Consider the following 25,534-nt stretch of genomic DNA (forward strand, 5'->3'; position numbering starts at 1 on the left):
TTAAGCGCCATCTCTCAAGACCGTCATTCCCGCGAACGCGGGAATCCAGTGACTTCAGCGCCATCCCTCAAGGCCGTCATTCCCGCGAACGCGGGAATCCAGAGACTTCAGCGTTATCTTTCCAGTCCGTCATTCCCGCGAACGCGAGAATCCAGTGACTTCAAACGTTCTCGCCCGAAAGGCCCTGGATTCCCGCGTTCGCGGGAATGACGGTAGGTAGGTGCGCGGTTTCCGAGTCCCGCGAGTCCCGCGAGTCCCGGTCCGAACCCGGCCTCGAAAACGTTCTCGCACGAAAGGCACTGGATGTTCGGCTCCGCCGAAGTAGAGCGGAGCCCGCGTTCGCGGGATGACGGAAGGTGGGTGTGCGGCTTCTGAGTTCCGTGTGCTTCGATGCAGAACTCGAATCCCAACCCGAACCTCCGAACCCGAATCAAAATCCCACCCGCCCCTCAAGGCGCCCGAAACACCACGTTGTACTGAAACTTCCGCCCCGTAGTCGCCCGCAGCTTCTTCGCATCGCGATGCTCCGGATTGATCAACGCGTTGTACTCCTCCGGCACGATCACCGACGGCACCAGCAAGATCGCCGACGCGCCGCTGTTCAACCATTGCGAGCCGATCCGCACGCTGGCCACGCCGGCCGGGACCGCGTCCCAACCGCCCGGCAAGTCCTGCGGCGTCATCTGGACGCGCGCCTTCCACACCGCCGCCGGCACTTCGATCGACACCACGTGCCGGTTCAACGGCAGGCCGTGCGAATCCACATACGCCGCGGTCTCCAGCGCCGCCAACGCCAGCGAGGTGGCGGTGTACAGCACGCGCTGGCCGTCGTCGTTCCAACGGCCGGGGAATTTGGCCGCGCCCGCGCCGCTCAGATCGTCGGCGCGATAAGCGCGGGTTTCGCCGGCGATACGCCAAAGTTTCATGTTTGCGGCCTCATCCCTGCGGCAATGGATCGGATCGGCGAAACACCGCTCATGCGGTTGCGCTCAAGGCGGCGCACTACTGATACGCACCGCTTTCCAGCGAACCCAGCAGACGCGCGACCACGCTCAGGCCGGTCGGCGTGTCCAGCAGGTCGGCCGGCTTCTGTCCGCCCAGGGCGGCTTGCGGCTGCTCGATCCAACTGCCGAGCCACTTGGCCCAATCGAAGTCGCGCGCGTCCGGCGCGGTGCTGTCCTTGAGCATGGCTTCGGCGATGCCGAGCAGATGCATCACCCCCAGCGCGGCCTGTCCGCTTGCGCCGGTGATGCGCGCGTGCTGCGCGGCCTTGCTTTCGGCGGTGGCCTTGGCGATGCCCAGGATGTTGAACATCCTCACCGCGGACAGATCCATGCTGGTCGCCATGTGCTTGACCACCTGCGCGGGCACGCCTTCGCGCTCGGCCTCCACGCGTTGCAACGGGCTGGCGCTGCGCAGGTAGGCGACGTAGCCGTTGAGCGTGGCCGGCGCGTTGTAGGCCTGCAAGGGCGAGGGCTCCTTGACCGATACGCCGTGCTTGTTCCGCGCCGGCTTGGGGTAGGCGTGTTCCTGCGCATCGAGCCGGCTTTCGCGCAGCGCGGGCTTGCCGCGGCCGGCGGATTTCGCGGTCGGCTTGGTCCCGGCCTTGGCCGGCGGGGGCGTCTTGGCGGCTTTGCTCATGGCGGGTGGCCCTGTCCGTTGTGTCCTGATCTGGACTGATCGTAGCACAAAAATATACGAAATGTGCTGGGTGTCCCAGGCCGGGCCAGTGGGCCTGCATCCATTCGCGGGCCCTGCGACGGAGTTGGGCGATGCTGTCGCCGTGCCCGCGCGGCCGATCCGCCGAGAGCAAATAGCCCATTTGCGATTGCTATGCTGCGCGTCTCCGGCGCCGTGCATCCAACCGCCCTGGCCGGCACCGCACCTCGTCCATCGTTAGGAGACAACATGAATCGCAATTCGCGGATCTTCGGATCGTGCCTGGGCCTGATCCTGGCCGCGGTCCCGCCTGCCCATGCGCAGAAAGACCGCCAGGTCTACGAAGACGCGCTCGCGCGCTCGGCCGACATGTGTCCCGACCATTCCGCCGAGCGCACCCGCGCCGGAGTCATGGCCGTCCCGGCCGCCACCTTGAAGGTGCTGGAGGAGTTCGACGTCGCCCTGTGCCCGGACCGCCGCCTCGACAGCACCACGCCGGTGGTCTGGTACGGCGTGCAGAACGTGTTCGCCTGGAACCCGTCGGTGAAGGGCGCGCCCAAGGTGATGGCGACCCAGGCCGCCGCCTACGCGCGCAGCGAGGAGTTCCCGCAGACCACGGTGGTATGGAAGGCGAACGGCAAGCTGGCCGAAGGCGCGCTGGTGCCGTCGTTCCGCAAGCGTTGAGGGCTTGATCGCGCGGCGGCCGGCTTGAGGCTGCCGGCCGTGGGGCCGCCGCGGACGTTCGCAAGCATCCATCTGTAAGCCGCCGGGCAGTCAAGCAGCGAGAAGACAGGCCGGCGCTCGCCGGCCTTTGCGCATGGCGCGATCGAATCCGGCGCATCGACGACTGCATGGCCTGGCCGCAAACGCCAGCGCAGCCAGGCACGCCAGCCCGAGCGGCCGTCATCGAATCGTGAACGACAGCCACACCGACGGCGCCGACCGCGCCGCCGCCAACGGAATTTTTATTCTCTCGCCGACGCCGTCCTCGTATCGTCGCGTGCATTCGTCGCGTCGATGATCGAGCGCATCGGCGCGGCGCGCGCGGACGTTCGACGGCGTCGCCGACGCGCGAATCGATAAGCGATGTCGACTGTTTTCCGATCGTCCACGGCGTCGCGATTCGCGACAGAAGCGGGCGAGGGCGCCGTGAAGCGCGCAATCGCGTGTCGCCGCGATCCGCCGTGTTCGCCGCCGCGCCTGAACGAAGGCCGGCGAGCGCACACGACGGGCATCGCGCGCGCGGAACTCGCTCTATCGTTCTCGTTCCGATGCTTGCGGCCCGGCGCATGTTTCAGGCCATCACCCCCGAAGGATGAATGAACAAAGCCGCTCCTCCGCAAGATGCCCTGCTGCATGCGAGCGCTTTGCTGATCGCCGTCGCGGTGACGATGTTCGCCGGCGGGCTGTTGCTCGACGCGTCAGTACCGGCGCCGACGCAACCGGCCATGGATGTAATCCTGATCGAGCGCGTGCCGCCATCGGCGAGCGCAACGCCGGTTGATCCGCCGAGCGAGCCGGACTTCGTACCCGTACCCACGCCACGCGACCGCCCGCACGCGCCTGCGCCGGCGAGCGTCGCCGCGAACACGCCCGGGCCCGTGCAGCCGCAGTCGCCGCCGCCGCGCAAGCAAACCGCGGCAAACACGCCACCGCCCACGACGACCAGCCGTCTGTACAACGCCGATGGCCGCGTCGCCCTGCCGGAATCCGATCCGATGCGCGCGCCGCCCGGCCGCGCGCCGGGCGATCCGGACGATCCCAAATTCGTAGCCGCCAAGAACATCTTCGAACGCCGCAATCCGATCGACGTGCCGCCGACCGGATTCGAATCGGATTGGGCCACCGAAGGCACCCTCGGCAAGGCCTTACTGGGCAAGGCGACCAAGCGGCTGCAGAAAATCGCCGACGCGATGCCATTCAAGCGCGACATCCAGCAGGCGCGCGCGCGGCCGCCGCCGCCGGTGCGGTTCAATCCGGCGCTGCACGAGCGGCCCTCGGACCTGGGCAGCGAAGCTACCGGCGATGCCTACAAGGCCGCGCCGATCGCGTTCGAGCCCGCGCCGGGCCTGCTGGGTGAGGCCAGCCGCCGTATCCGTCAGGCGATCGGCGAAGTCGAAGCCGCCCACGGCGGTTGCGAGCGCAAACGGCTGCGCGAGTTGCTGGCGCCGGCCATCGTGCGCGTGGACGAGCTTCAGCGCATCGAGCGCGCGATGGCGAGCGGCGTCGATCCGATCCGCGCCGAACAACTGCTGCCGCGCTCGGCCGACATGGCTTACGACCAGGCGCGCCGGGCGATCTGGTACGCGAAACAGCAATTGGCGACGTGCGCGAGCTGATCCGGACGGCTTGATCGAGCGCCGACGATATCGGCGATTTGTTTGTTCGCCGCGTTGCAGTTTGCGATGGGGTTGCGGCGTTGAAGCGCGCATCGCCGACGCGTGCGATGCAAGCGCAGTCGGTGCCGGGCGCATCGTCCGAACCACCGGCGTCTGCGTGATCGCAACGATGGCGGCATTGAGCCGGCGCCGCAACGAAGCGATGAATACGCGCGATTCAGGCATTCGATGCGGCAACGCTCGCATCGTCAATCGATGTGACTGTTTTGCTCACGATGCATGCCATCGCATCGCTTTGTGATCCGCGTGGTGAATCCACCACCGTTCGAGCCGCGTCGATGACTTGACGCCGGCCCGCATCGAGCGCTTGCGTCCGATCTGAACGAACGCAAGCGATGCGTCCGCCGCGATGCGGCTTGTCCGCCCAGGGCCGCAAGCACTACACTTCGCCCGCCACAGGTGCCTTGCACGCCGGTCCATACCGGCGCGCAGGGTGAAACGGGAAGTCGGTGCGGACGCGATCGTCCAATTCCGACGCTGCCCCCGCAACGGTAGGCGAGAACACCCGACGTTGACCACTGCGCTCGCGCGGGAAGGTGTCGGGGTGATGCTTCGGCGTCGCTCGCAAGCCCGGAGACCGGCCCGTGGCGGACATCGGGAGATGTCCTCCTCGAGTGTTGCGGCGGGCAACCGGACGGGCTGATTCGATGCGGCGTGCGTTCGCCATCGTTTCGTCTTGTCGCGCGTCTCCGCGGCCCTCGCTTTCGCGGGTGTGCGATACGGAGACCACCATGAACGATATGCATCGCGTTGCGACCGAGGTCGCGACGGTCAAGCTTTTGATCGACGGCGAATTCGTCGAATCCCGCAGCACGCAGTGGCGCGACGTCGTCAATCCGGCCACGCAGGCGGTGCTGGCGCGCGTGCCGATGGCCACGGCCGGGGAAGTGGACGCGGCGGTGGCTTCGGCCGCGCGCGCGTTCAAGACCTGGCGCAAGACCCCGATCGGCGCGCGTGCGCGCATCTTCCTGAAATATCAGCAGCTGATCCGCGAGCACATGAGCGAGCTCGCCGCGATCCTGACTTCCGAACAGGGCAAGACCTTGCCCGACGCGGAAGGCGACGTGTTCCGCGGCCTGGAAGTGGTCGAGCACGCCGCGGCGATCGGCAATCTGCAACTGGGCGAGCTGGCCAACAACGTCGCCGGCGGCGTCGACACCTACACCTTGCTGCAACCGCTGGGCGTGTGCGCGGGCATCACTCCGTTCAATTTTCCGGCGATGATTCCGCTGTGGATGTTCCCGATGGCCATCGCCACCGGCAACACCTTCGTGCTCAAACCGTCCGAGCAGGACCCGCTGGTGACCATGCGCCTGGTCGAACTGGCGCTGCAGGCCGGCGTGCCCAAGGGCGTGCTCAACGTCGTCCACGGCGGCGAGGACGTGGTCAACGCGATCTGCGATCACGCCGATATCCGCGCGGTGTCGTTCGTCGGTTCGACCAAGGTCGGCACCCATGTGTATCGCCGCGCCTCGCTCGCCGGCAAGCGTGTGCAATGCATGATGGGCGCGAAGAATCACGCCATCGTGCTGCCCGACGCGAGCAAGGAACAAACCCTCAACGCCATGGCCGGCGCCGCCTTCGGCGCGGCCGGGCAGCGCTGCATGGCCGCGTCCACCGCGGTGCTGGTCGGCGAAGCGCGGCAGTGGATTCCGGATCTGGTCGCCAAGGCGCGCACGCTCAAGGTCAACGCCGGCACCGAGCCGGGCACCGACGTGGGCCCGGTGATTTCCTGCGCCGCGCGCGAACGCGTCGAAAGCCTGATCGCCTCGGGCGTGGAGCAGGGCGCGGTGCTGGAACTCGACGGCCGCAATCCCGCAGTGCCGGGCTATCAGCAAGGCAATTTCGTCGGCCCGACGATCTTCTCCGGCGTCGAGCCGGGCATGCGCATCTACCAGGAGGAAATTTTCGGGCCGGTGCTGGTGATCCTCGGCGTGGACACGCTGGATGAGGCGATCGCGCTGATCAACGCCAATCCCAACGGCAACGGCACCGCGATCTTCACCCAGTCCGGCGCCGCCGCGCGCAGGTTCCAGGAAGAGATCGACGTCGGTCAGGTCGGCATCAACGTGCCGATCCCGGTGCCGGTGCCGCTGTTCTCGTTCACCGGCTCGCGCGCCTCCAAGCTCGGCGACCTGGGCCCGTACGGCAAGCAGGTGGTGACCTTCTACACCCAGACCAAGACCGTCACCGCGCGCTGGTTCGACGACGAAACCCTGGGGCACGGCGTCAACACCACGATCAGTCTCAAGTGATGGCCGCGGTCATGGACTGGCAGGCCGCGCCGCTGGTGCCGACCGGCCTGAGCGAAGAACAGGCCGCGTACCGCGATGCGGCGCGCGACTTCGCTCTGGCCCGGCTCGCGCCGCATGCGGCGCATTGGGACGCGCAAGGAATCTTTCCGCGCGAAGCCATCGCCCAGGCCGGCGAATTGGGCTTTTGCGGGCTGTACGTGGACGAAGCCGCCGGCGGCTCGGGCTTGAGCCGGCTGGACGCGGCGATCGTGTTCGAGGAACTGGCCGCGGTCGATTCGTCCACCGCGGCCTTCATCAGCATCCACAACATGGCGACCTGGATGCTGACCGCGCACGCCAGCGACGCGATGCGCGAGGCATGGGGCCCGGCCCTGGCCAGCGGACGCAGTCTGGCCTCGTATTGCCTGACCGAACCGGGCGCGGGATCGGATGCGGCCTCGCTGAAAACCCGCGCCGTGCGCGACGGCGACGACTACGTGCTCAATGGCGCAAAGGCCTTCATTTCCGGCGCCGGCGCCACCGACATGCTGGTGGTGATGGCGCGCACCGGCGGCGACGGCGCGCGCGGCATCAGCGCGTTCGCGGTCGCCGCCGACAGCGCCGGCATCGCCTACGGTCGCAAGGAAGAAAAGCTGGGCTGGAACAGCCAGCCCACGCGTGGCATCAGCTTCGAGAACGTGCGCGTGCCGGCGCGCAATCTGCTCGGACGCGAAGGCGACGGCTTCAAGATCGCGATGAAGGGGCTCGACGGCGGCCGCATCAACATCGCCAGCTGCTCGCTCGGCGCGGCCCAGGGTGCCCTGGACGCGGCCCGGCGCTACATGGGCGAACGCCGCCAGTTCGGCAAGAAACTCGCCGAATTCCAGGCGCTGCAGTTCAAGCTCGCCGACATGGCCACGCAGTTGATCGCCTCGCGGCAGATGGTGCATACCGCCGCGCGCAAGATCGACGCCGGCAGCAGCGATGCCACGGTGTGGTGCGCGATGGCCAAGCGCTTCGCCACCGACGCCGGCTTCGCCGTGTGCAACGACGCGCTGCAGATCCACGGCGGCTACGGCTACATCCGCGAATACCCGATCGAGCGTCTGCTGCGCGACTGCCGCGTGCATCAGATTCTGGAAGGCACCAACGAAATCATGCGCGTGATCATCGCGCGCCATCTGCTCAACAGCGACGAGGAATTGCGATGAGTCTTGCCGACACCGTCTACACCGGCCTGAAGCTGGAGATCGACGGCCATACCGCCGTGGTCACCCTGAGCAATCCGCCGGCCAACACCTGGACCCGCGACAGCCTCGCCGCCTTGCGCGATCTGGTCCGCGACCTGGACCGCGAGCGCGCTATCTACGCCCTGGTGATCACCGGCGAAGGCGAGAAATTCTTCTCGGCCGGCGCCGATCTCAAGCAGTTCGCCGGCGGCGACAAGGCCCTGGCGCGCGACGCGGCGCGCCGCTTCGGCGAGGCCTTCGAAGCGCTGAGCGCATTCCGCGGCGTGTCGATCGCGGCGATCAACGGCTACGCGATGGGCGGCGGGCTCGAATGCGCGCTGGCCTGCGATCTGCGCATCGTCGAGGAACAAGCGCAACTGGCATTGCCGGAAGCGACGGTCGGCCTGTTGCCCTGCGCGGGCGGCACCCAGAACCTGCCGCGTCTGGTCGGCGAAGGTTGGGCCAAGCGGATGATGCTGCTCGGCGAGCGCGTCGATGCGGCGACCGCGCTGCGCATCGGTCTGGTCGAGGAAGTGGTCGGCAAGGGCGAAGCCAAGACGCGCGCGCTGGCCTGGGCCAAGCAGGCCGAGAAGCAGAGCCCGACCAGCGTCACCGCGTGCAAGGCGCTGGTGCAGGCGACGCGCTCGCAGTCGCATGCGACCGCGCTGGTGAGTGAGCGCGAAGCGTTCGTGGATCTGTTCGACAGCGCCGATCAGGTCGAAGGCGTCGCGGCGTTCCTGGAAAAGCGCGCGGCGCAATGGAAGAACGCATGAACGCCTCGATCCAGCCCGCGCCGGTCAGCGAAACCGCCGCGCCGTCGCCGGTTTTGTTCGAACAACACGCGGCCGCCAATGGCCGCCGCATCGGCATCGCCACCCTCAACGCCGCGGCGACCTTGAACGGTCTGTCGCTGCAGATGGCCGAGTTGCTCGACGAGCAACTGCGGCTTTGGGCCGAGGACGACGCGATCGCGCTGGTCGTGCTGCAAGGCGCGGGCGAAAAAGCCTTCTGCGCCGGCGGCGATCTGCACGGGCTGTATCGCGGCATGCGCGAATACCAGGCCGGCGGTGGCGGCGATATTCGCAACAACCGTCAGGCCAGCGAGTTCTTCCGCACCGAATACCGGCTCGACTATCGCATTCACCGCTACCCCAAACCCTTGCTGTGCTGGGGGCACGGGATAGTGATGGGCGGCGGCATCGGCTTGATGGCCGGCGCCAGCCATCGCGTGGTCAGCGAGCGCTCGCGGCTGGCGTTTCCGGAGATCACCGTCGGCCTGTATCCGGATGTCGGCGGCAGCTGGTTGCTCAATCGCGTGCCGGCGCGCGCCGGGCTGTTCCTGGCATTGACCGGCGCACCCTTGAATGCCGGCGACGCGATCTACGCCGGCCTCGCCGATCACCACGTACCCCAAGCGCGGCGCGCGGCGGTGTTGGCGCAGTTGAGCGATGAAGTGTGGTCGGGCGAGGCGGGGCACGATCGCCAGCGCCTGACCGCACTGCTGCAGGCGCACAGCGAACCCGCGCCGGCCGGACCGTTGCAACAGCACGCGGCCTTGATCGAGCGTTTGTGCGAGGGCGAGGATCTGGCCAGCATCGTCGCGCGCATCCAGGCGCTGGATGGCGACGATACGTGGTTAGCCGGTGCCGCCAAAACGCTGGCCGCGGGCGCACCCGGGTCGGCGCGGCTGGGCTTCGAGCTGCAACAGCGCGCGGCCGGGCTGTCGCTGGCCGATACCTTCCGCCTGGAATATCTGGTCTCGCTGCGATGCGCCGCGCACGGCGATTTCGCCGAAGGCATCCGCGCCTTGCTGATCGACAAGGACCGCGCCCCGCGCTGGAATCCGCCGACGCTGGAGCAAGCCAGCGCGGATTGGGCCGCGCAGTTCTTCATCGCGCCGTGGCCGCACGGCGAACATCCGCTGTCCGATCTCGGCGTTTCCACGGAGGCCTACGCATGAGCCGCATCGCATTCATCGGTCTGGGCAACATGGGCGGGCCGATGGCGGCCAATCTGCTCAAGGCCGGATACTCCGTGCACGTGTTCGATCTGTCCTCCGCGGCGGTCGCGAGCGCGGTCGCGGCCGGCGCCGCCGCCGCGGCGAACGCGGCCGACGCGGTGGCCGGCGCGCAGATCGTGATCTCGATGCTGCCGGCCAGTCGCCATGTTGAAGGCCTGTATCTGGGCGACAGCGGATTGCTGGCGCTGATCGAGCCCGGCGCGTTGATCATCGACTGCAGCACCATCGCCCCGGCATCGGCGCAGAAAGTCGCGCAGGCGGCGAACGCGCGCGGCGTGGACATGATCGATGCGCCGGTATCCGGCGGCACCGCCGGCGCCGCGGCCGGCACGCTGACCTTCATCGTCGGCGGCGAAGCGGCTGCGCTGGAACGCGCGCGCGAGGTGCTGCAGGCGATGGGCAAGAACATCTTCCACGTCGGCGCCAACGGCGCGGGGCAGGTCGCCAAGCTGTGCAACAACATGGCGCTGGGCGTGATCATGGCCGCGACCGGCGAAGCGCTGGCGCTGGGCGTCGCGCACGGCCTCGACCCGAAGGTGCTGTCGCAGATGATGGCGGTCAGCACAAGCCGCAGCTGGGCCACCGAAGTGTGCAATCCCTGGCCGGACGTGCTCGACAACGCGCCGGCTTCGCGCGGCTACAGCGGCGGTTTCGGCAACGACCTGATGCTGAAAGACCTGGGCCTGGCGGCGGAAGCGGCGATGGGCATCGGCGCCTCGATTCCGCTCGGCGAGCTGGCGCGCAATCTGTACGCGATGAACAGCCAGGCCGGCCGCGGCGGCCTGGATTTCTCCAGCGTGGTCAAGCTGGTCGCGAAGGACGCATGAGCGCGCCGCGCAAACCGCTGCAACTGCCCGGCGGCGACAAGCTGCTGCTGCACTCGTGCTGCGCGCCATGCTCGGGCGAGTTGATGGAGGCCTTCGTGGTCGCCGGCATCGACTACTCGGTGTTCTTCTACAACCCGAACATCCATCCGATCAAGGAATACGAACTGCGCAAGGAAGAGAACATCCGCTTCGCGCAGAAACACGGCGTGCCCTTCATCGATGCCGACTACGACACCGACCGCTGGTTCGCCCGAGCCAAGGGCATGGAGAACGAACCCGAACGCGGCATCCGCTGCACCATGTGCTTCGACATGCGCTTCGAACGCACCGCGCTGTACGCGCACGAGCACGGCTTCCCGGTGATGACCACCTCGCTGGGGATTTCGCGCTGGAAGAACATGGCGCAGATCAACGACAGCGGCCAGCGCGCGGTCGCGCCGTACCCGGGCCTGTCGTACTGGGACTACAACAGGCGCAAGGACGGCGGCAGCCAGCGCATGATTCAGATCGGCAAGCGCGAACGTTTCTACCAGCAGGAATACTGCGGCTGCGTGTACTCGCTGCGCGACACCAACCGCCATCGCAAGGCGCAGGGGCGCGAGCGCATCCAGTTAGGCGTGATGTTCTACGGCGAGGACCCGCCCGCGGGCGATTGAACCCGGGCCCGGGACGGACAAGGAGGCGGGAATGGGCAAGCCGACGTACTACGTCGAAGTCGTGCGCGCCGGACGCGAGCAGGACCACCACGATTACTGGGTGCTCGGCCGCCGCGCCAAGCATTCGGGCGAGCCCTTGAACGCGGAGGAAGTCAGCTTCGTGGAAGCGGTGCGGGCCAGCAATCGGCGTGAAGCGGTGGTGTTGGTCGGGCGCAAGTATCCGGGGCATGCGATCGCGGGGATGGTCGCCAAAGTCTGATCGCGCGGATTGACGGCTTGCGATGCGATGCAAGCGCGCGAAACCCGCAAACACAAGAAAGGCCGGAAGCGATTCCGGCCTTTCCTGCGTTTTCGGTTCTGTGTATTCCTGCCTCGACCCGACCCCGGCGATAACCGGGGCCCGGCCTGACTCAGCGTGGCGTGGTTCTTATTGCGCTGCCTTGGAAAGCGTGGAAGGCGAAACCGAGCAATGGCCCGGGCCGGTGGTGCCTTCGTTGTAGGAGCCGAGAATGCCGGCCAGGTTGATCGCGGTGTCGCGTGCCGGTCCCTTCGGCGCCGCGCTGCTGCGTCCGGTGAACCACGCGGTCGCCTGCGCGATCGCGCTGCTTACCTGGGTCGGAGCGCTCGTGCCCGACTCGACATTCAGACGCGCCGCCATGTATTGGTGCGCCAGGATGTAGTAAGCGTTGCCGCCCTTCGGCGGAGTCCAGAACACGGCGTACCACGTCTGTCCGGAGCTGAAGAACAGCGTGTTCTCGCCGATCACCGCCCAGGTCGCGTCGTAAGGCGCGGGGCCGTATTGCGAGTGCGTCTTCCAATAGCCCAGGGTGTAGGTGCAACCGGCGTTCGCGCACAGTTCCGGCACGCGCACGCTCAGCACCGCCTCGTCGCTCTTGTTCGCGCCGTTGTCGGTCGCGAGCGTGAGGACGTTGGGCACCATGAACTCGCAGCTGTTGCCCGCGCCGGTCTGGCCCGGTGGCAGCCACGAAGCGAACACGTCCAGGCTGCGCACCATGTCCGGATCGGGATCGACGTCGCCGGTCGCATAGCGCACGAAGCTGCCGCACAACAGCGGTTGCACGGTCCAGCCGAAACCGGTGCCGAGATTCAATCCGGCGGTGCCGTTGAACAGATCGGTCAGCAACACGCAACGATCGGTTTCGACATTCGGATCGCCATACGCCAGGGCCGCCTGATTGGAGTCGTAGGCTTGCAGCCCGCAGTCGCTGGTGGCGCCGTTGGCGTCGTAGCACTGCCGCACTCGCTGGATGCTGGCTTGGTTATACCCGTCCAGCTTGCCGCTCAGCGCGGCTTGGTACGCGCAGTGCAGCGAAGTCGGTCCTTGCGCGTCGCAGGTCGGCGATACCGACTGCGTCGTGCCGCCGGCGAAATGCAGAACGTCGCTGGGGGCGCTCGGACTGAACACGGGCGTGACATCGGCGGGCCAGTTGACCTGGATGTCGCCGGACACGGCGAAGCCGCTCTCCGATTCGATGCCGCGGGTCGCGGCGAGCCGGTACACGGTCTCGTAGTTGCCGCCGGTATTCAGCGTGACATCGACATCGTCGCACAGGTAATTGCCGGCGTAATCGCCGCTGGCGATCGGGTCGGCCAGGCATCCCTGCATTCCGGTGACCTTGGCATCCGCCGGCGAAACCACGATGTGCTTGTCCGCGCTCCAGCCGTAGTCGCGGTCGTAGCGTGTTTGCGCGGTCTTGGAGATCGAGACCGTGCGGCAGGCCACGTTGACGCTGGCGGAGTCGCTCGCTGTCGCACTGGTGTTCGCGCCGGTGCTCCAACTGCCGGTGGCTGTGTTGTTGTGCGAGCCGCCGTCGGCGTTGCACGCGAACGGCTGCGGCCGTCCATAGGTCCATACATAGCCGGCGTCGCCGAGGGCGAAGCTGTGATCCACCGCGCCGGGCAGCATGGAGTCGTCGACGGAGAAGCTGTCGCCGTAGCTTTCCGCGGGGTTAGCCGGAATGGTGAAGGCCGCCGTGGCGGTGAAGGTGTAGTTCTGCGCGCTGCCGGGGCTGCCCCCGCTGCTGCCGTCGTCGCTGCAACCGCAACTGCCGTTGCGTTGGGTGGTGATGCCGGCCGCGTTGACGCCGCCGCTCGCGTTGAGCAGGAACGGATGGCTCAGGCTGCTCAGCTCGAAGGCGTAGCTGCACGAAAGGATGACCTTCTGCGGATTGGGCGCCGGCTTCGTGCAGTCCAGCGTGTCGGTATCGCCGCCTTGCGCGGTCCATTGAAGCGCGAACTGATTCGGCGCGTTGCCGAACTGCATGGTGTCGACCACCGCGGTGGCTTTCCAGCCGAAGCCGAAAGGATCCTTGACGGTGATGGTGCCGGACACGCGGTAAATCCCGCGGGTCAGCGGCGTGGCGGTGACGGTGTATTCGACCTGATGGCTGTCGCCGTCGAACATGGTGATCTGCTCGGGCGTGACGCGCTTGTCGATGCTCCAGTCGGTATAGCGTTTCCAGCTCGCGTCGGCGGTTTTCTCGCCGCTGGGCTTGGGCAGGAAGCAGAACGCGACATGGCTGACGCCGGCCGGTTCGCCGCTGCCGTTGTCGGGCGAGTACAGATTGATGTCGCTGGATACGGCTGGGTCGTAGCGGAACACGTTGTAGGCGTTACCGCCCTTGACCACGATGTAGTCCATCGGCACGGTCGCGTTGAAGCCGATGTACTGGTTCTGTCCCGAAGGGGTGTAGTTGAAGGTGATGTTCTGGCCGGGCAGGCCGAGGTTGTAGCTTTGGCCGTCGATGGGCGCGCTGCCGGTGCTGTAGCCCAGCCCCTGCCAGGTGCCGACGCCGGGCAGGTCGTCGCATGAAGTGAAATTGCCGGGGTAGGTGGTCGGTTGCACCGACGAGGCCCAGGCCCCGGAAGATGCCAGCAGCAGCGCCGCGGTGAGCAGCGGACGCCAACGTCGTTGGGTGGACATGTCAGAACTCCATGAGCGGGGCGTGATCGCCCGGTCGATGCGCTCGGTAGCTCGGCCGTGCCGGCGTGGGACCGGTACCCGGAGGCTTTGCGACGCCGGCTTTCGCCGGGTGTGCCTTTTTCGAGTCCTGTGTGATTGCGCGTGCCTCTTCCCCGATGCACGTCGTAACGCGGCCGTCGTGGTTCAAACGTTCGTGAACACGGTCTGCGTTGGAGGCGAATATACGCTTGCCGCTGGTTTTTGCCATGTTTCAAGGGCGAAACGTTTCGGGCCGGCTTTGAGGTCGGCTCTGCTAGTGCCGATGCGGATATCGGCCGGTGCGATCGGGCGGCGCGCCTATGCGGACTTCAGCGGTTCCTGGCGGATCACGGGCGCACAAAAAAGGCCGGAGACCTTCGAAAGGTTTCCAGCCTGTCTTGGACCCTTGCGGATCAGGTGATGGTGGAGGTGGGCGGAATCGAACCGCCGTCCGAAGGCACTCCATCCCCGGCACTACATGCTTAGCGCTCCGTTAGATCTCGCCCCCGAACAGCACGGCGCGCAAAGCGCATCCGAGGACCAGCCTGTTATGTGTTGATCAGGTGCTGACAGGCAGCCACTCCCGACGATTCCGTGATAATGACTCTACGCTGCGAGCACGGACACAAGCAGTTTCGAGGCTTACGCCTTAAGCGGCGAGAGCGTAGTTGTCGTCGTTGGCAACTAAAAGTTTGCAGCTGGATTTACGAGGAAAGCTACCCCCTCGGCATGCACCAGGCGATTTCGCGACCCCCGTCGAAGCCAGTGCACCCCCGGGGACAGCAATACTCGCTGACCGGGTCAGTATAGGGTCTGCGGCCGCGTTCACAAGCCTTGCGGCTGAACCTGTATGGCTGGCGTTCGATCCATGCGTGCGCGACGCGCCGGCAAAGGCGCGGGTCGGCGGCGAGCGAATTCAGTCGCTACGCCCGCAGGGGCGAAAGCGCCGGCGCACCAGCGCCCGGGCTTCGGCATCCGGAGCGCATCGAACAAATCCCGCGCACAACCTTCCCGGCGCGATCGCCGCGCTACTCAGGCAGTGCGACACCCCCCAAGCGAATCAGTTGCCGTCAAGCAACTCGATCAACGCCCGGCGCTTCTTGCGCGAGAGCTTGCGCATCAGGCCCATCAGCCGCAGCTCGTCGGGATCGCTGTATTTGGCCGCGTTTTCGCGCACCGACAGCGATTTGCCTTCGATGGTGCCGCGGCCGGTGGCGAGCCATTCGAAGCTGACGTGCTGCTGCACCGCGATCTGCAGCATGCGCTCCAGCTCGGGCAGGGCCAGGCCCACCAGCCATTTGCGCGCGGTTTCGCGGCTGACGTCGTAGTAGGCGGAAAGGGCACCGGTGCGGGCCCGGCCTTTGGCGAATCCGGAGAAGTCCAAGGCCTGGTGCAATCGGTTGGCGAATTCTTGATGGGGCGCGTTAGTCATAGGTCTCGCCGGAGCATCCTGCAGGGCTGAAACATGGGCGCTCGCTCGTTGCCCCTGGGCCGTGGGCCGGGCTCGGATAGCGCAACTCATTGTTGCGTATCCCCTCGTAAAAAGATCACTCTTTTTACTCGTTGAAAAGAGCAATTTCAGATGGTAGTTTTGCTGGGCATGGATGCCGAAGGAGCAGGGTTATGGAACGACTCGATCGATTTGATGGCAGTACCCGGGCGGATGGGCGGCGGCGGATGCGGGAGCCGCGACTGGCGGCTTCACGGCAGGATCCGCAAACCGTAAACCGCATCACGATCGCGGACGAATCGCAGGTCGAAAGTGGCGTGGAATCGCGACGACGAGGTGCTAGCGGCGGTCCGGGCGGAGGGCGCAAGCCGGTCAAGCCGGGCAACCCGATCGAACGCTACATCGCCTGTTTCGCCACCGCGCGCGCCGCCGCCGGGGCGGCCGGGGTCTCGACCGCGATGCTGCGGCGCATGCGCAGCCACGGCTTCGTCTCCACCCGCCGGCGCGCCCTGTTGATGGCGCAGGCCTGCGGCTTCAAGGTCAAGCCGGCCGAGCTGCTGGCGCTGACGCCGGGAGTTTCGTGATGGCCGGCGTGAACGCGGCGACGGCCGTGGCCGCGGCGCTGCCGGGCGTGGCGGCGGTGCCGTGGTCGTCGTGGCTGTTGTTCGGCTTCCTGATCGTGACGATCGCCGGAGCCGTCGCCGGCTGCTCGTACCTGGCCTGGCGCACGCCCACGCGCGAGCGCCTGGCGCAGCGGGCCGATCGCAACGGCCGCGCCTTGCTCGAACTGGCCGACGAGATCGAGGAACACCTGCTGATGCAGCAATTGTCCGGGGCGTCGATACAGGCCCAGCGGCATTGGCCGCGGCTGTGCCGGCGTCTGGCGATGGAGCATCTGGAGTGCATCAACCGCCTGATGCTGGAGAACGTGCCGCGCGAGTGAGTCGCGCGCGGCGCAGGGCGGCGTGAATGCGGTCTGCGCGACACGACTAGTATGCTAAGCCGGATGACGACGACCGATCCGGCCGCCCCAGCGCCTTCGCCGAACGACTCCGGCCCTTTGCCGGATTACGCCGATGTGTCCGGGCTGATGCCGCGCCGCGGCTATCTGCTGGCTTTCATCGTGTTCATCGTCGCCCTGGTGCTGGTGTTCACCGCCTGGCGGGTGGCGCGCGAGCGCGAGCAGCGCGCGGCGCAGGCCGAATTCGTCGGCCGCACCGTGCAGGTCACCGAGCTGGTCCAGCAGCGCCTGGTCAATTACGAACTGGTCGCGCGCGGCGGCGTGTCGCTGTTCGCTTCGGTGCAGCGGCCGACCGCGGCGCAGTGGAAAGCCTATGTGGAGGGCATGAACCTGCAGCGGCGCTTTCCGGCGACGCTGGGCCTGGGCTTCACCGGTTACGTGCCGCAGCGCTTGCTGACGCAGTTGCAGAGCGAATGGCGCGATGCCGGCTACGGCCTGCTGACGGTGCGGCCGTTCGGCCAGCGCGAAATCTACGGGCCGATCCTGTTCCTGGAGCCCAAGACCGCGGCCAATATCGAAGCCATCGGCTACGACATGTTCGCCGAACCCACCCGGCACGCGGCGATGGAAGCGGCGCTGGAGTCGGGGCAGGCGCGGCTGTCGGGCAAGATCGAACTGATCCAGGACAAGTACGACGGCACCAAGAGCACCGGCCTGATCCTGGTGCTGCCGGTGTACCTGGGCGGCGGCCGTCCGCAAAGTCCCAGCCTGCGCCGCGCCGAGATGCAGGGCTGGGTGTATGTGCCGTTCCGGATGGAGCAGTTTGTCGAGACCTCGCTCGGCGACACCCACCGCGACATGCGCTTTCGCATCTTCGACGAACGCGGCGGTCGCGACACCTTGTTGTTCGCGCCGCCCGGGCCCAAGCCGGAGCAGCCGGCGGCGTTCGTGCACAAGGTGACGTTCGAGGTGTACGGACGCACCTGGCGGATCGAATACGAATCGCCGCCGATCGAGCAGGCGGTGCCGCGCATGGAAAACCTGCGCAACATGTTCGCGCTCGGCATTTTCAGCTCGCTGTTGCTGTACGGCATCGCCCTGGTGCTGGCGCATACCGAGTCGCGTGCGCGCCAGATCGCGCTGCGCATGACCGAGGACTTCCGCCGCAGCGAGGCGCGTTTCCGCAGCGCGATGCAGTATTCGGCGATCGGCAAGGCGCTGCTGGACAGCGAGGGGCGCATCGTCGATGCCAATCCCGCGCTGTCTTCGATTGTCGGGCTGGCGCTGCCGCAATTGCTCGATCAGCGTTTCGACAGCCTGCTGGAAGACGAGGACGGCGAACCGGCGGCGCGCGGCGGCGAAGAGGGCGACGGCGCCGGCGTGCATCGCGCGACCCGGCGCCTGCGTCGACTGCACGGCGTCGCGCGTCAGGTGCAGCTGACGTATTCGCCGGTGCCGGGCAAGGTCGGCCAGGACATCACCGGTCTGGTCCAGGTCGAGGACGTCACCGAGCGCCTGCGCGCGGAAGCGCGCGTGCATGCGCTCAACCGCACGCTGGAAGCGCGGGTGGCGCTGCGCACGCGCGAGCTCAGTCAGGCCAATCAGGAGCTGGAGGCGTTCGCTTACAGCGTTTCGCACGATCTGCGCGCGCCGTTGCGCGCGATCGACGGTTTCAGTCGCATTCTCGGCGAGAAGTACGCGGATCGTTTCGACGAGGCCGGTAGCGGTTATCTGGCGCGGGTGCGCAAGGCGGCCGCGCGCATGGGCGATCTGATCGACGCGCTGTTGAAGATGTCGCGCCTGACCCGCAGCGAGCTCAAGCACGAGAGCGTGGACTTGAGCCGCTTCGCCAATGAGTTGATCGAAGAGCTGCGCATGGGCGACAGCCAGCGCGCGGTCGAGGTGCGGATCGAGCCGGGCCTGCAGGTGATCGGCGATGCGCCGTTGCTGCGCAATCTGCTCGGCAATCTGCTTGGCAACGCATGGAAGTTCACTCGCGATCGGTCGCCGGCGGTGATCGAGTTCGGCACGGTCGAGGCTTCGGGCGGGCGCGAATTCTTCGTTCGCGACAACGGCACCGGGTTTCCGCAGGCTTATGTGGACAAGCTGTTCCGGCCGTTCCAGCGTCTGCACAGCGTGGAGGATTTCGCGGGCCACGGCATTGGTCTGGCGTCGGTCAAGCGGATTGTCGAGCGGCACGGCGGGAGCATTCGCGCCGAAGGGCGGGAAGGCGAGGGCGCTACGTTTTATTTCACCTTGCCCGGTGGTGGGCCAGGCGGTTGAATCCATCAGGGCCGTCATTCCCGCGAACGCGGGAATCCAGGGCCTTTCGTGCGAGAACGTTTGAAGTCGCTGGATGTTTGGCTCCGCCGAAGTAAAGCGGAGCCCGCGTTCGCGGGAATGACGACCTGGAGGGAAGGCGCTGAAGTCTCGGTCGCAACAACCAGACCCACACATTCTTACCTACCGTCATTCCCGCGAACGCGGGAATCCAGTGCCTTTCGTGCGAGAACCTTTGAAGTCGCTGGATTCCCGCGTCCGCGGGAATGACGGACTTGAGAGATGACGCTGAAGTCTCTGGATTCCCGCCTTCGCGGGAATGACGGTCTGGGGGAAGACGCTGAAGCCCTTATCGCAACAACCAGACTCGCGCATTCTTACCTACCGCCATTCCCGCGAACGCGGGAATCCAGGGCCTTTCGCGCGAGAACGTTTGAAGTCGCTGGATGTTCGGCTCCGCCGAAGTAAAGCGGAGCCCGCGTCCGCGGGAATGACGGCCTGGAAGAATGGCGCTGAGTCTCTGGATGTTCGGCTCCGCCGAAGTAAAGCGGAGCCCGCATTCGCGGGAATGACGATCTTAGGAGACGCGCCGCAAGCAACCCGCGGCGCAATACCGTTCCCGACCCCTCAAGCGTCGCGATTATGCCGCCGCATCACCCGCTGCTTCTCGCGCGCCCAATCGCGCTCCTTGCTGGCGTCGCGCTTGTCGTGGGTCTGCTTGCCCTTCGCCAGATGGATCTCGGCCTTGACCTTGTTGCCCTTCCAGTACAACGAGGTGGGCACCACGGTGTAGCCGTCGCGCTGGATGCGGCCGATGAGGTTGTCGATCTCGTGCTTGTGCAGCAGCAGCTTGCGGGTGCGCCGCTCCACGGCCACGACATGGGTCGAGGCCTGGATCAGCGGGTTGATCTGCGCGCCGATCAGGAACAGCTCGCCATGCAGGACGACCGCATAGGCATCGGTGATGTTGGCGCGTCCGGCGCGGATGGACTTGAGCTCCCAGCCTTCCAGGACCAGACCGGCCTCGAAGCGTTCCTCCAGGTGGTATTCGTGGCGGGCGCGCTTGTTTTGCGCGATGGTCCCGCCGGCGCCGCCCTTTCCTTTATCCTTACCGGCCTTGTTGTTCGTATTGTTAGCCATGCGCCATTGTCTCCGATCCGAAGGCGGTTTGCGTAGCCGTCGCTGGGTTGGTTGGAGGTCCGCGGGGTTGGGGTGGGGGGCTCGGCCTTTCGCTGCGGTCGATTCGGGTCGGGAGGCGATGGGGGGCGTGGTCCGGTTCTTTACCTCTTCGGGGCGATTCGAGGCGGCCGAGCCCAGGCGGCTTCGGTTAGCTTGAAATCCGCGCTGCGATCCTCATTGCGATAGCCACATGCCCACGATCCGTCGTTCCGCCCTGGTAGAGCACTCCGCCGCGCGCATGTTCGCGCTGGTCAACGATGTCGGCGCGTATCCGCGCCGCTTCGACTGGTGCGAGCACGCGCAGATTCTCGAAGCCGACGATCAGCACATGGTCGCGCGCCTGGATCTGGGCCTGGGCGCGCTGCGCACCTGGTTCACCACCCACAACACGCTCACTCCGCCGCATCACATCGAGTTGAAGCTGGTCGATGGGCCGTTCCGCAAACTTGGCGGGCGCTGGGAATTCCATGCGCTGGACGAGTCGGCGTGCAAGGTCACCCTGACCTTGGAATTCGAGCCGGCGGTGAAGCTGCTGGGCCCGGCGATGGCGCTGGGCTTCCAGAGCCTGGCCGATCGCATGGTCGATGACTTCGTCCGCGTGGCCGATCGCGGCGCCGAACCGGGCACGCCCGTGGCGGGCGGCGCGACGGCGTGAAGGTCGAGGTCGTCCGCGCCTGGCCGCGCCGGTTCGAGTCGGTAGGGCTGGAACTGGGCGAGGGCGCCACGCTCGCCGAGGCGGTGGCCGCGGCCGGGTTCCAGGACGATGCGCAGATCGCCGGTTATGCCGTGTTCGGGGTCAGGGCCGCGGCCGATACCCGCCTGCGCGACGGCGACCGGGTCGAATTGCTGCGCGCGCTGCAGATCGATCCCAAGGACGCGCGGCGGCGCCGCGCGGCGGATCGTCCCATCAAGAAATAAGCACCAAGCGCCCGCGTTGCGGGCCGCTGAGGCGTCGGGACCGGCTCAACCGCCGCGGCGGCGGCGCTTGTCCTTGTCTTTTTCCTTGGCCAGGTTGCGGCCGAACTGCTTGACCGAGGCCTTGGCGATCTGCTCGTCCTGCTCGGGGAAGTAGTCGCCTTCCCACTTGGTCAGAGCGTCGTTTTCGAACCACAGGGTGAGGTTCTTGCGGCTGGTGTGGCCGAGGCGGTCCACGCGCTGGGTCGAGGTGTAGTCCCAGCGGTTCTGGTGGAACGGGTCCTCGATCGACGGCGTGCCGATCAGCACCTGCACCTGCTGCTTGCTCATGCCGGTCTGGAGCTGATCGACGGCGGTCTTCTCGAGCAGATTGCCCTGGTAGATCGGCTGCTTGTAGATGATGCCGCAGCCGGCGGTGAGCAGGGAGATCGAGAGAACGAGCAGGAGCTTACGCATCGTATAGGGGTCTGCGGCAGTCGAAGGCAACGGGGCCGATGATACACTGAAGCCCGACCCCACCAAGGGCGGAAACCGGCGCGCGGCCACCCCTCGCGTTCATCCGCCATTCCGGCCCGCCCGCCCGATGCGCCCTCGCGGCGACGGCCAGCCGGTCATTACCCAGGGACGGCGCAGGCCGCCGGACCGAATCAGCTCAAGGGACATCCCCATGGAATCGCAGGACCTGCGCAACGCCGGACTCAAGGTCACCCATCCGCGCATGCGGATCCTGGAACTGCTCGAGCAGTCCAAGCCGCGCCACATGACCGCGGAAGACATCTATCGCATGTTGCTGGAGAAGGGCGAGGACATCGGCCTGGCCACGGTCTACCGCGTGCTGACCCAGTTCGAATCCGCCGGCCTGGTGCTCAAGCACAACTTCGAGGCCGGACAGTCGGTGTACGAGCTCGATCGCGGCCATCACCACGATCACATGGTCGATATCGACAGCGGCAAGATCATCGAGTTCGAAAGCGTCGAGATCGAGGAACTGCAGCGCAAGATCGCGGCCTCGCACGGGTACGTGATCGAGGAGCATTCGCTGGTGTTGTACGTGCGTAAGAAGCGCTGATTGCCCGGATTTGGGATTCGCTCAGGCGAGGCTGGTTCGGTCGTATTGGAATGCAGGAAGGCCCGCCATTGGCGGGCCTTCGGCTTTTTGCGGGCTGGGTGGCGATCTCTGGGAACCCATTTCCTTCCAGATCGTCATTCCCGCGAAGGCGGGCTCCGCTTTACTTCGGCGGAGCCGAACATCCAGAGACTTCAGCGCCATCTTTCCAGGCCGTCATTCCCGCGAAGGCGGGAATCCAGCGACTTCAGCGCCATCTTTCCAGACCGTCATTCCCGCGAACGCGGGAATCCAGCGACTTCAAGCGTTCTCGCACGAAAGGCACTGGATGTTCGGCTCCGCCGAAGTAAAGCGGAGCCCGCGTTCGCGGGAATGACGGTAGGTGGGGGCGTTGTTTCGGGTATCAGGCGTTGGGGCCTCAGGCTCAGACCTCAGACCCAAGTCTCAGGATCAGCCTCAGACCCAAGCCGCCTGACTCCGAATTTCAAACTCAGACCACCCAGGAATCAGGTCAGGGACTCGAACTCACGAGTTCCAAACTCACGAGCCCCAAACCTCAAACCACATCCGCCAGCAACCGCTTGGCCGCCGCGCGCACTTCCTTCGTAAGCTCGATACCGCCCAGCATCCGCGCCAGTTCCTCTTCGCGCTGCTTGGATATCAGCAACTGCACCGCGCTCTGGGTCACGCCCTCGCTGGCGGCCTTGCTGACGCGATAGTGGGCGTGGCCCTGAGCCGCGACCTGGGCGAGATGGGTCACGCACAGCACCTGGCGGCTGCCGCCCAGGGCGCGCAGTTTCTGGCCGACGATCTCGGCGACCGCGCCGCCGATGCCGGAATCGACTTCGTCGAACACCATCGTCGGCACCGCGTCCAAACCGAACGCGGCGACTTCGATCGCCAGCGAGATGCGCGACAGTTCGCCGCCGGAGGCGACCTTGCGCAGCGGCCGCGCCGGCTGGCCGGGGTTGGCCGCGACCATGAATTCGATGCGCTCGCCGCCCAGCGGGTCGGGGCGGTCGTCTTCGACGGTTTCGATGGCGACGTCGAAGCGGCCGCCGCCCATGCCGAGTTCGCCGATCAGCTCGGTGGTCCGGGCCGACAGCGACTTGGCCGCGTCGCGGCGCGACTGGCTCAGGGCGTCGGCGGACTTGCGCCAGATCTGGCGCGCGGTGTCGATCTCGACGTCGAGTTTTTCCAGGCGCACACCGGCGCCGCGCAGTTGTTCGAGTTCTTCCGCGATGCCGTCGCGGGTCGCGGCCAGTTGCTCCGGAGCGACGCGGTGCTTGCGCGCCAGTTCGTGCAGGCGGCCGATCTTGCTTTCGATCTGTTCGAACGCGGCCGGGTCCAGGTCGAGATCGTCGCGGACGCGGTCGAGCAGGGACAGCGCTTCGTCGATCTGGATCGCGGCGTTGTCGAGCAGGGCATCGACGTCGCGCAGGCGCGATTCGTGCTCGGCCACGCGCTGAAGTTCGCCGCGCACCTGTTGCAGGGTGCGGGTCAGCGACGGGCCTTCGTCGCCGCCGATGCGCGCGAACGCGGTCTCGCAGGCGGCGATCAGGCCGGCGGCGTGGGCGTGGCGGCGATGGTCGGCGGTGAGCTTGTTCAGCGCCTCGGGGTCGAGCGTCTCGCGTTCGAGTTCGGCGTGCTGGTGTTCGAGCCAGCCGATGCGGTCGGAGACGTCGCCCTGGGCGAACAGGGTGTCGCGTTCGCGCAGCAGCGCGCTCCACTCGCGCGCGGCGCGGGCGACCGGCTCGCGCACGCCGTCGTTGCGGGCGTAGGCGTCGAGCAGATCGAGCTGGCTGGACTTGGCCATCAGCGCCTGGTGTTCGTGCTGGCCGTGGATTTCGACCAGCCGGGAGGTCAGGTCCGCCAGTTGGTTCAAGGTCACCGGACGGCCGTTGACCCAGGCGCGCGAGCCGCCGTCGGCGCGGATGACCCGGCGGATCTGGCAGACCGGCGCGTCGCCGTCGCCGGTTTCGTCGAGTTCGTTTTCGCGCAGCCAGGCGGCGGCGAGCGGGGCGTCGTCGAGGGTGAAGTCGGCGACCAGTTCGGCGCGGTCGGCGCCGTGGCGGACCACGCCGCTGTCGGCGCGCAGGCCGCTGAGCAGCCCCAGGGCATCGACCAGCAGGGATTTACCGGCGCCGGTTTCGCCGGAGATCACGGTAAGGCCAGGACCGAAGCTGAGCTCGGCGGCGCTGACGACGGCGAATTGCTTGAGCGAGAGATGGGCGAGCATGCGGCGGCGATTGTGCCTGGGCAGGGTGGTGGCTGGGAATGGCGGCGGGGGCGAGCGTAGGGGGTGGGTGGATCAAAAGGTGAGATCGGGTCGCGGTGCCGGCGCAGTGTGGGGGTTAATTCTTACCCGGGCAGGCTCGAATCTTGATGCCGATTGAAACCCGAAGGCCTGCGCGGTGCCTGAGGTCTTTTGTGGGAGGGGCTTTCAGCCCCGACTGCTTCAACTTGCCGCGCAGCTTCTGGAAGTGCCGTTGCTTCGGGTGTCGGGGCTGAAAGCCCCTCCCACAAAAGACCTCGGGGCTTCATCCTCGATCCGGGTCCTCATTCCTCACTCTCAACTAACCCTTGCGCCCCCACCTCCACGCGCCTATATCCATCCCCATGAGCCGCCGACCGCCCGATCCCAGCCTCGACCCGCGCGCGCGGCAATTGCTGCGCACGCTGATCGGCCGCTATATCCACAGCGGCGAGCCGGTCGGGTCGCAGACGCTGGCCCGGCACGCCGGGCTCGACGTCAGCGCGGCGACGATCCGCAACATCCTGTCCGACCTGGAAGACGCCGGCCTGCTCAGCGCGCCGCATTCCTCCGCCGGACGCATCCCGACTTCGCAGGGCTACCGGCTGTTCGTCGATTCGCTGCTGCAGGTGCGGCCGCTGCCGGACGGCGAGGTCGCGCGGCTGCGCAGCGAGCTGCCGTCGGGCACCGGCACCCAGGCCTTGCTCGGCAGCGCCTCCGAGCTGCTGTCGGCGATGACCCATTTCGTCGGCGTGGTCAGCGTGCCCAAGCGCGAGCAGTTCGCGTTCCGGCGCATCGATTTCGTGCCGCTCGACGCGCAGCGAGTGTTGGCGATCCTGGTCTTCGCCGACCAGGACGTGCAGAACCGCATCATCCAGACCCGCCGCCCGTACGAAGCCGGCGAGCTGGAGCGGGTCGGCAACTACCTCAACGCCCATTTCGCCGGCCGCCCGGTGGCCGAGATCCGCGCCACCTTGCTGCTGGAACTGCGCAACGCCCAGTCCGAGATGCAGACGCTGCTGGCGCAGTCGGTGGAACTGGCCGAGCAGGTGCTGGCCCCGGACAGCGACGACATGGTCCTGGCCGGGCAGACCCGGCTGATGGGCGTGCAGGAGCTGGCCGACCTGGACCGGCTGCGCGAGCTGTTCGAAGCGTTCGCGCGCAAACGCGAGATCCTGCAATTGCTCGAACGCACCGTGCAGGCGCCGGGCGTGCGCATCTTCATCGGCGAGGAAACCGGGCTGGCGCCGCTGGAAGGCGTATCGCTGGTGACCGCGCCGTACACCGCCGGCGGACGGGTGCTGGGCGTGCTCGGGGTGATCGGGCCGACCCGCATGGCCTACGACCGGGTGATCCCGGTGGTGCAGGCCGCCGCCGATGCGCTGGGCGATGCGTTTCACACCACCGAAGCCGAGTAAGCCACCGTCTTCGCGTCCGCGGCCG

General features: G+C 66.9%; 24 protein-coding genes, 1 other RNA gene and 2 riboswitches. Of the genes, 16 read left to right on the plus strand and 9 right to left on the minus strand.

Annotated elements, in window-relative coordinates:
• Window positions 1-449: 449 nt before the first annotated feature.
• Window positions 450-926 (minus strand): RES family NAD+ phosphorylase, encoded by a 477-nt coding sequence (locus J7J50_RS12095; protein WP_215057874.1) that lies wholly within the window; start codon window positions 924-926, stop codon window positions 450-452.
• A gap of 76 nt (window positions 927-1,002) precedes the next feature.
• On the minus strand, window positions 1,003-1,641 hold the full coding sequence (locus J7J50_RS12100) for an antitoxin Xre/MbcA/ParS toxin-binding domain-containing protein (protein ID WP_215057875.1): 639 nt from the start codon (window positions 1,639-1,641) through the stop codon (window positions 1,003-1,005).
• A gap of 267 nt (window positions 1,642-1,908) precedes the next feature.
• Here J7J50_RS12100 and J7J50_RS12105 point away from each other — a divergent pair, with 267 nt between their 5' ends.
• Entirely contained in the window at window positions 1,909-2,343 is a 435-nt protein-coding gene (locus J7J50_RS12105; RefSeq protein ID WP_215057876.1) for a hypothetical protein, read from the plus strand.
• A gap of 219 nt (window positions 2,344-2,562) precedes the next feature.
• Here the strand turns inward: J7J50_RS12105 and J7J50_RS12110 are convergent, their stop codons facing one another.
• A complete protein-coding gene (locus tag J7J50_RS12110) occupies window positions 2,563-2,883 on the minus strand; it encodes a hypothetical protein (protein WP_215057877.1) in 321 nt (106 codons plus the stop codon).
• A 95-nt stretch (window positions 2,884-2,978) separates the two neighbouring features.
• Between J7J50_RS12110 and J7J50_RS12115 the strand changes: the two genes are divergently transcribed.
• From J7J50_RS12115 to J7J50_RS12150, 8 genes are all read left to right on the plus strand, one after another.
• On the plus strand, window positions 2,979-3,998 hold the full coding sequence (locus J7J50_RS12115) for a hypothetical protein (protein WP_215057878.1): 1,020 nt from the start codon (window positions 2,979-2,981) through the stop codon (window positions 3,996-3,998).
• A gap of 440 nt (window positions 3,999-4,438) precedes the next feature.
• Window positions 4,439-4,659: riboswitch (cobalamin riboswitch) on the plus strand.
• A 139-nt stretch (window positions 4,660-4,798) separates the two neighbouring features.
• Window positions 4,799-6,313, plus strand: coding sequence for a CoA-acylating methylmalonate-semialdehyde dehydrogenase (locus J7J50_RS12120; RefSeq protein ID WP_215057954.1), 1,515 nt, complete (start codon window positions 4,799-4,801; stop codon window positions 6,311-6,313).
• Window positions 6,314-6,324: 11 nt separating this feature from the next.
• Entirely contained in the window at window positions 6,325-7,503 is a 1,179-nt protein-coding gene (locus tag J7J50_RS12125) for an acyl-CoA dehydrogenase family protein (RefSeq protein WP_215057955.1), read from the plus strand.
• Complete coding sequence (locus tag J7J50_RS12130) at window positions 7,500-8,294, plus strand: enoyl-CoA hydratase (protein WP_215057879.1); 795 nt, start codon at window positions 7,500-7,502, stop codon at window positions 8,292-8,294. The genes J7J50_RS12125 and J7J50_RS12130 overlap by 4 nt, the downstream gene beginning before the upstream one ends.
• Window positions 8,291-9,481 carry an enoyl-CoA hydratase/isomerase family protein gene (locus J7J50_RS12135; RefSeq protein ID WP_215057880.1) on the plus strand — a complete coding sequence of 397 codons (1,191 nt, stop codon included), beginning with the start codon at window positions 8,291-8,293 and terminating at the stop codon, window positions 9,479-9,481. Before J7J50_RS12130 ends, J7J50_RS12135 begins: the two co-directional genes overlap by 4 nt.
• Window positions 9,478-10,368 (plus strand): 3-hydroxyisobutyrate dehydrogenase, encoded by an 891-nt coding sequence (gene mmsB / locus J7J50_RS12140; protein ID WP_215057881.1) that lies wholly within the window; start codon window positions 9,478-9,480, stop codon window positions 10,366-10,368. The genes J7J50_RS12135 and mmsB overlap by 4 nt, the downstream gene beginning before the upstream one ends.
• Entirely contained in the window at window positions 10,365-11,024 is a 660-nt protein-coding gene (locus J7J50_RS12145; protein WP_215057882.1) for an epoxyqueuosine reductase QueH, read from the plus strand. The genes mmsB and J7J50_RS12145 overlap by 4 nt, the downstream gene beginning before the upstream one ends.
• Before the next feature lie 31 nt (window positions 11,025-11,055).
• The gene (locus tag J7J50_RS12150; protein ID WP_057942763.1) at window positions 11,056-11,283 is read left to right on the plus strand and encodes a hypothetical protein; all 228 of its coding nucleotides are present in this window, start codon (window positions 11,056-11,058) and stop codon (window positions 11,281-11,283) included.
• A gap of 168 nt (window positions 11,284-11,451) precedes the next feature.
• Here J7J50_RS12150 and J7J50_RS12155 read toward each other — a convergent pair whose 3' ends face one another.
• The 3 genes from J7J50_RS12155 to J7J50_RS12165 all read right to left on the minus strand — a co-directional run bounded on the left by J7J50_RS12155 (window position 11,452) and on the right by J7J50_RS12165 (window position 15,418).
• Window positions 11,452-13,968 carry a hypothetical protein gene (locus J7J50_RS12155; RefSeq protein WP_215057883.1) on the minus strand — a complete coding sequence of 839 codons (2,517 nt, stop codon included), beginning with the start codon at window positions 13,966-13,968 and terminating at the stop codon, window positions 11,452-11,454.
• Window positions 13,969-14,010: 42 nt separating this feature from the next.
• Window positions 14,011-14,094: riboswitch (cyclic di-GMP riboswitch) on the minus strand.
• A gap of 313 nt (window positions 14,095-14,407) precedes the next feature.
• Window positions 14,408-14,761: a transfer-messenger RNA gene (ssrA, locus tag J7J50_RS12160) on the minus strand.
• Between the two features lie 285 nt (window positions 14,762-15,046).
• Window positions 15,047-15,418 carry a helix-turn-helix domain-containing protein gene (locus J7J50_RS12165; RefSeq protein WP_031373591.1) on the minus strand — a complete coding sequence of 124 codons (372 nt, stop codon included), beginning with the start codon at window positions 15,416-15,418 and terminating at the stop codon, window positions 15,047-15,049.
• A 191-nt stretch (window positions 15,419-15,609) separates the two neighbouring features.
• Here J7J50_RS12165 and J7J50_RS12170 point away from each other — a divergent pair, with 191 nt between their 5' ends.
• The 3 genes from J7J50_RS12170 to J7J50_RS12180 all read left to right on the plus strand — a co-directional run bounded on the left by J7J50_RS12170 (window position 15,610) and on the right by J7J50_RS12180 (window position 18,680).
• Window positions 15,610-16,020, plus strand: coding sequence for a hypothetical protein (locus J7J50_RS12170; protein ID WP_215057884.1), 411 nt, complete (start codon window positions 15,610-15,612; stop codon window positions 16,018-16,020).
• The gene (locus J7J50_RS12175; RefSeq protein ID WP_215057885.1) at window positions 16,020-16,379 is read left to right on the plus strand and encodes a hypothetical protein; all 360 of its coding nucleotides are present in this window, start codon (window positions 16,020-16,022) and stop codon (window positions 16,377-16,379) included. Before J7J50_RS12170 ends, J7J50_RS12175 begins: the two co-directional genes overlap by 1 nt.
• A gap of 117 nt (window positions 16,380-16,496) precedes the next feature.
• On the plus strand, window positions 16,497-18,680 hold the full coding sequence (locus tag J7J50_RS12180; RefSeq protein ID WP_215057886.1) for a CHASE domain-containing protein: 2,184 nt from the start codon (window positions 16,497-16,499) through the stop codon (window positions 18,678-18,680).
• Window positions 18,681-19,304: 624 nt separating this feature from the next.
• Here the strand turns inward: J7J50_RS12180 and smpB are convergent.
• Window positions 19,305-19,817 (minus strand): SsrA-binding protein SmpB, encoded by a 513-nt coding sequence (smpB, locus tag J7J50_RS12185; protein ID WP_215057887.1) that lies wholly within the window; start codon window positions 19,815-19,817, stop codon window positions 19,305-19,307.
• A gap of 229 nt (window positions 19,818-20,046) precedes the next feature.
• Between smpB and J7J50_RS12190 the strand changes: the two genes are divergently transcribed.
• A complete protein-coding gene (locus tag J7J50_RS12190; RefSeq protein ID WP_057942783.1) occupies window positions 20,047-20,511 on the plus strand; it encodes a type II toxin-antitoxin system RatA family toxin in 465 nt (154 codons plus the stop codon).
• The gene (locus J7J50_RS12195) at window positions 20,508-20,774 is read left to right on the plus strand and encodes an RnfH family protein (RefSeq protein ID WP_215057888.1); all 267 of its coding nucleotides are present in this window, start codon (window positions 20,508-20,510) and stop codon (window positions 20,772-20,774) included. Before J7J50_RS12190 ends, J7J50_RS12195 begins: the two co-directional genes overlap by 4 nt.
• Before the next feature lie 45 nt (window positions 20,775-20,819).
• On the opposite strand, the gene bamE is transcribed toward J7J50_RS12195, so the two are convergent.
• Complete coding sequence (bamE, locus tag J7J50_RS12200) at window positions 20,820-21,227, minus strand: outer membrane protein assembly factor BamE (protein ID WP_057942785.1); 408 nt, start codon at window positions 21,225-21,227, stop codon at window positions 20,820-20,822.
• 211 nt (window positions 21,228-21,438) lie between these two features.
• Between bamE and fur the strand changes: the two genes are divergently transcribed.
• The gene (gene fur, locus J7J50_RS12205) at window positions 21,439-21,840 is read left to right on the plus strand and encodes a ferric iron uptake transcriptional regulator (protein WP_057942786.1); all 402 of its coding nucleotides are present in this window, start codon (window positions 21,439-21,441) and stop codon (window positions 21,838-21,840) included.
• Between the two features lie 553 nt (window positions 21,841-22,393).
• Here fur and recN read toward each other — a convergent pair.
• A complete protein-coding gene (gene recN / locus J7J50_RS12210) occupies window positions 22,394-24,076 on the minus strand; it encodes a DNA repair protein RecN (protein ID WP_215057889.1) in 1,683 nt (560 codons plus the stop codon).
• A gap of 380 nt (window positions 24,077-24,456) precedes the next feature.
• Between recN and hrcA the strand changes: the two genes are divergently transcribed.
• The gene (gene hrcA / locus J7J50_RS12215) at window positions 24,457-25,509 is read left to right on the plus strand and encodes a heat-inducible transcriptional repressor HrcA (protein WP_215057890.1); all 1,053 of its coding nucleotides are present in this window, start codon (window positions 24,457-24,459) and stop codon (window positions 25,507-25,509) included.
• Window positions 25,510-25,534 lie beyond the last annotated feature (25 nt).

The sequence above is a fragment of the Lysobacter sp. ISL-50 genome (assembly GCF_018612875.1).
Classification (GTDB): Bacteria; Pseudomonadota; Gammaproteobacteria; order Xanthomonadales; family Xanthomonadaceae; genus Lysobacter.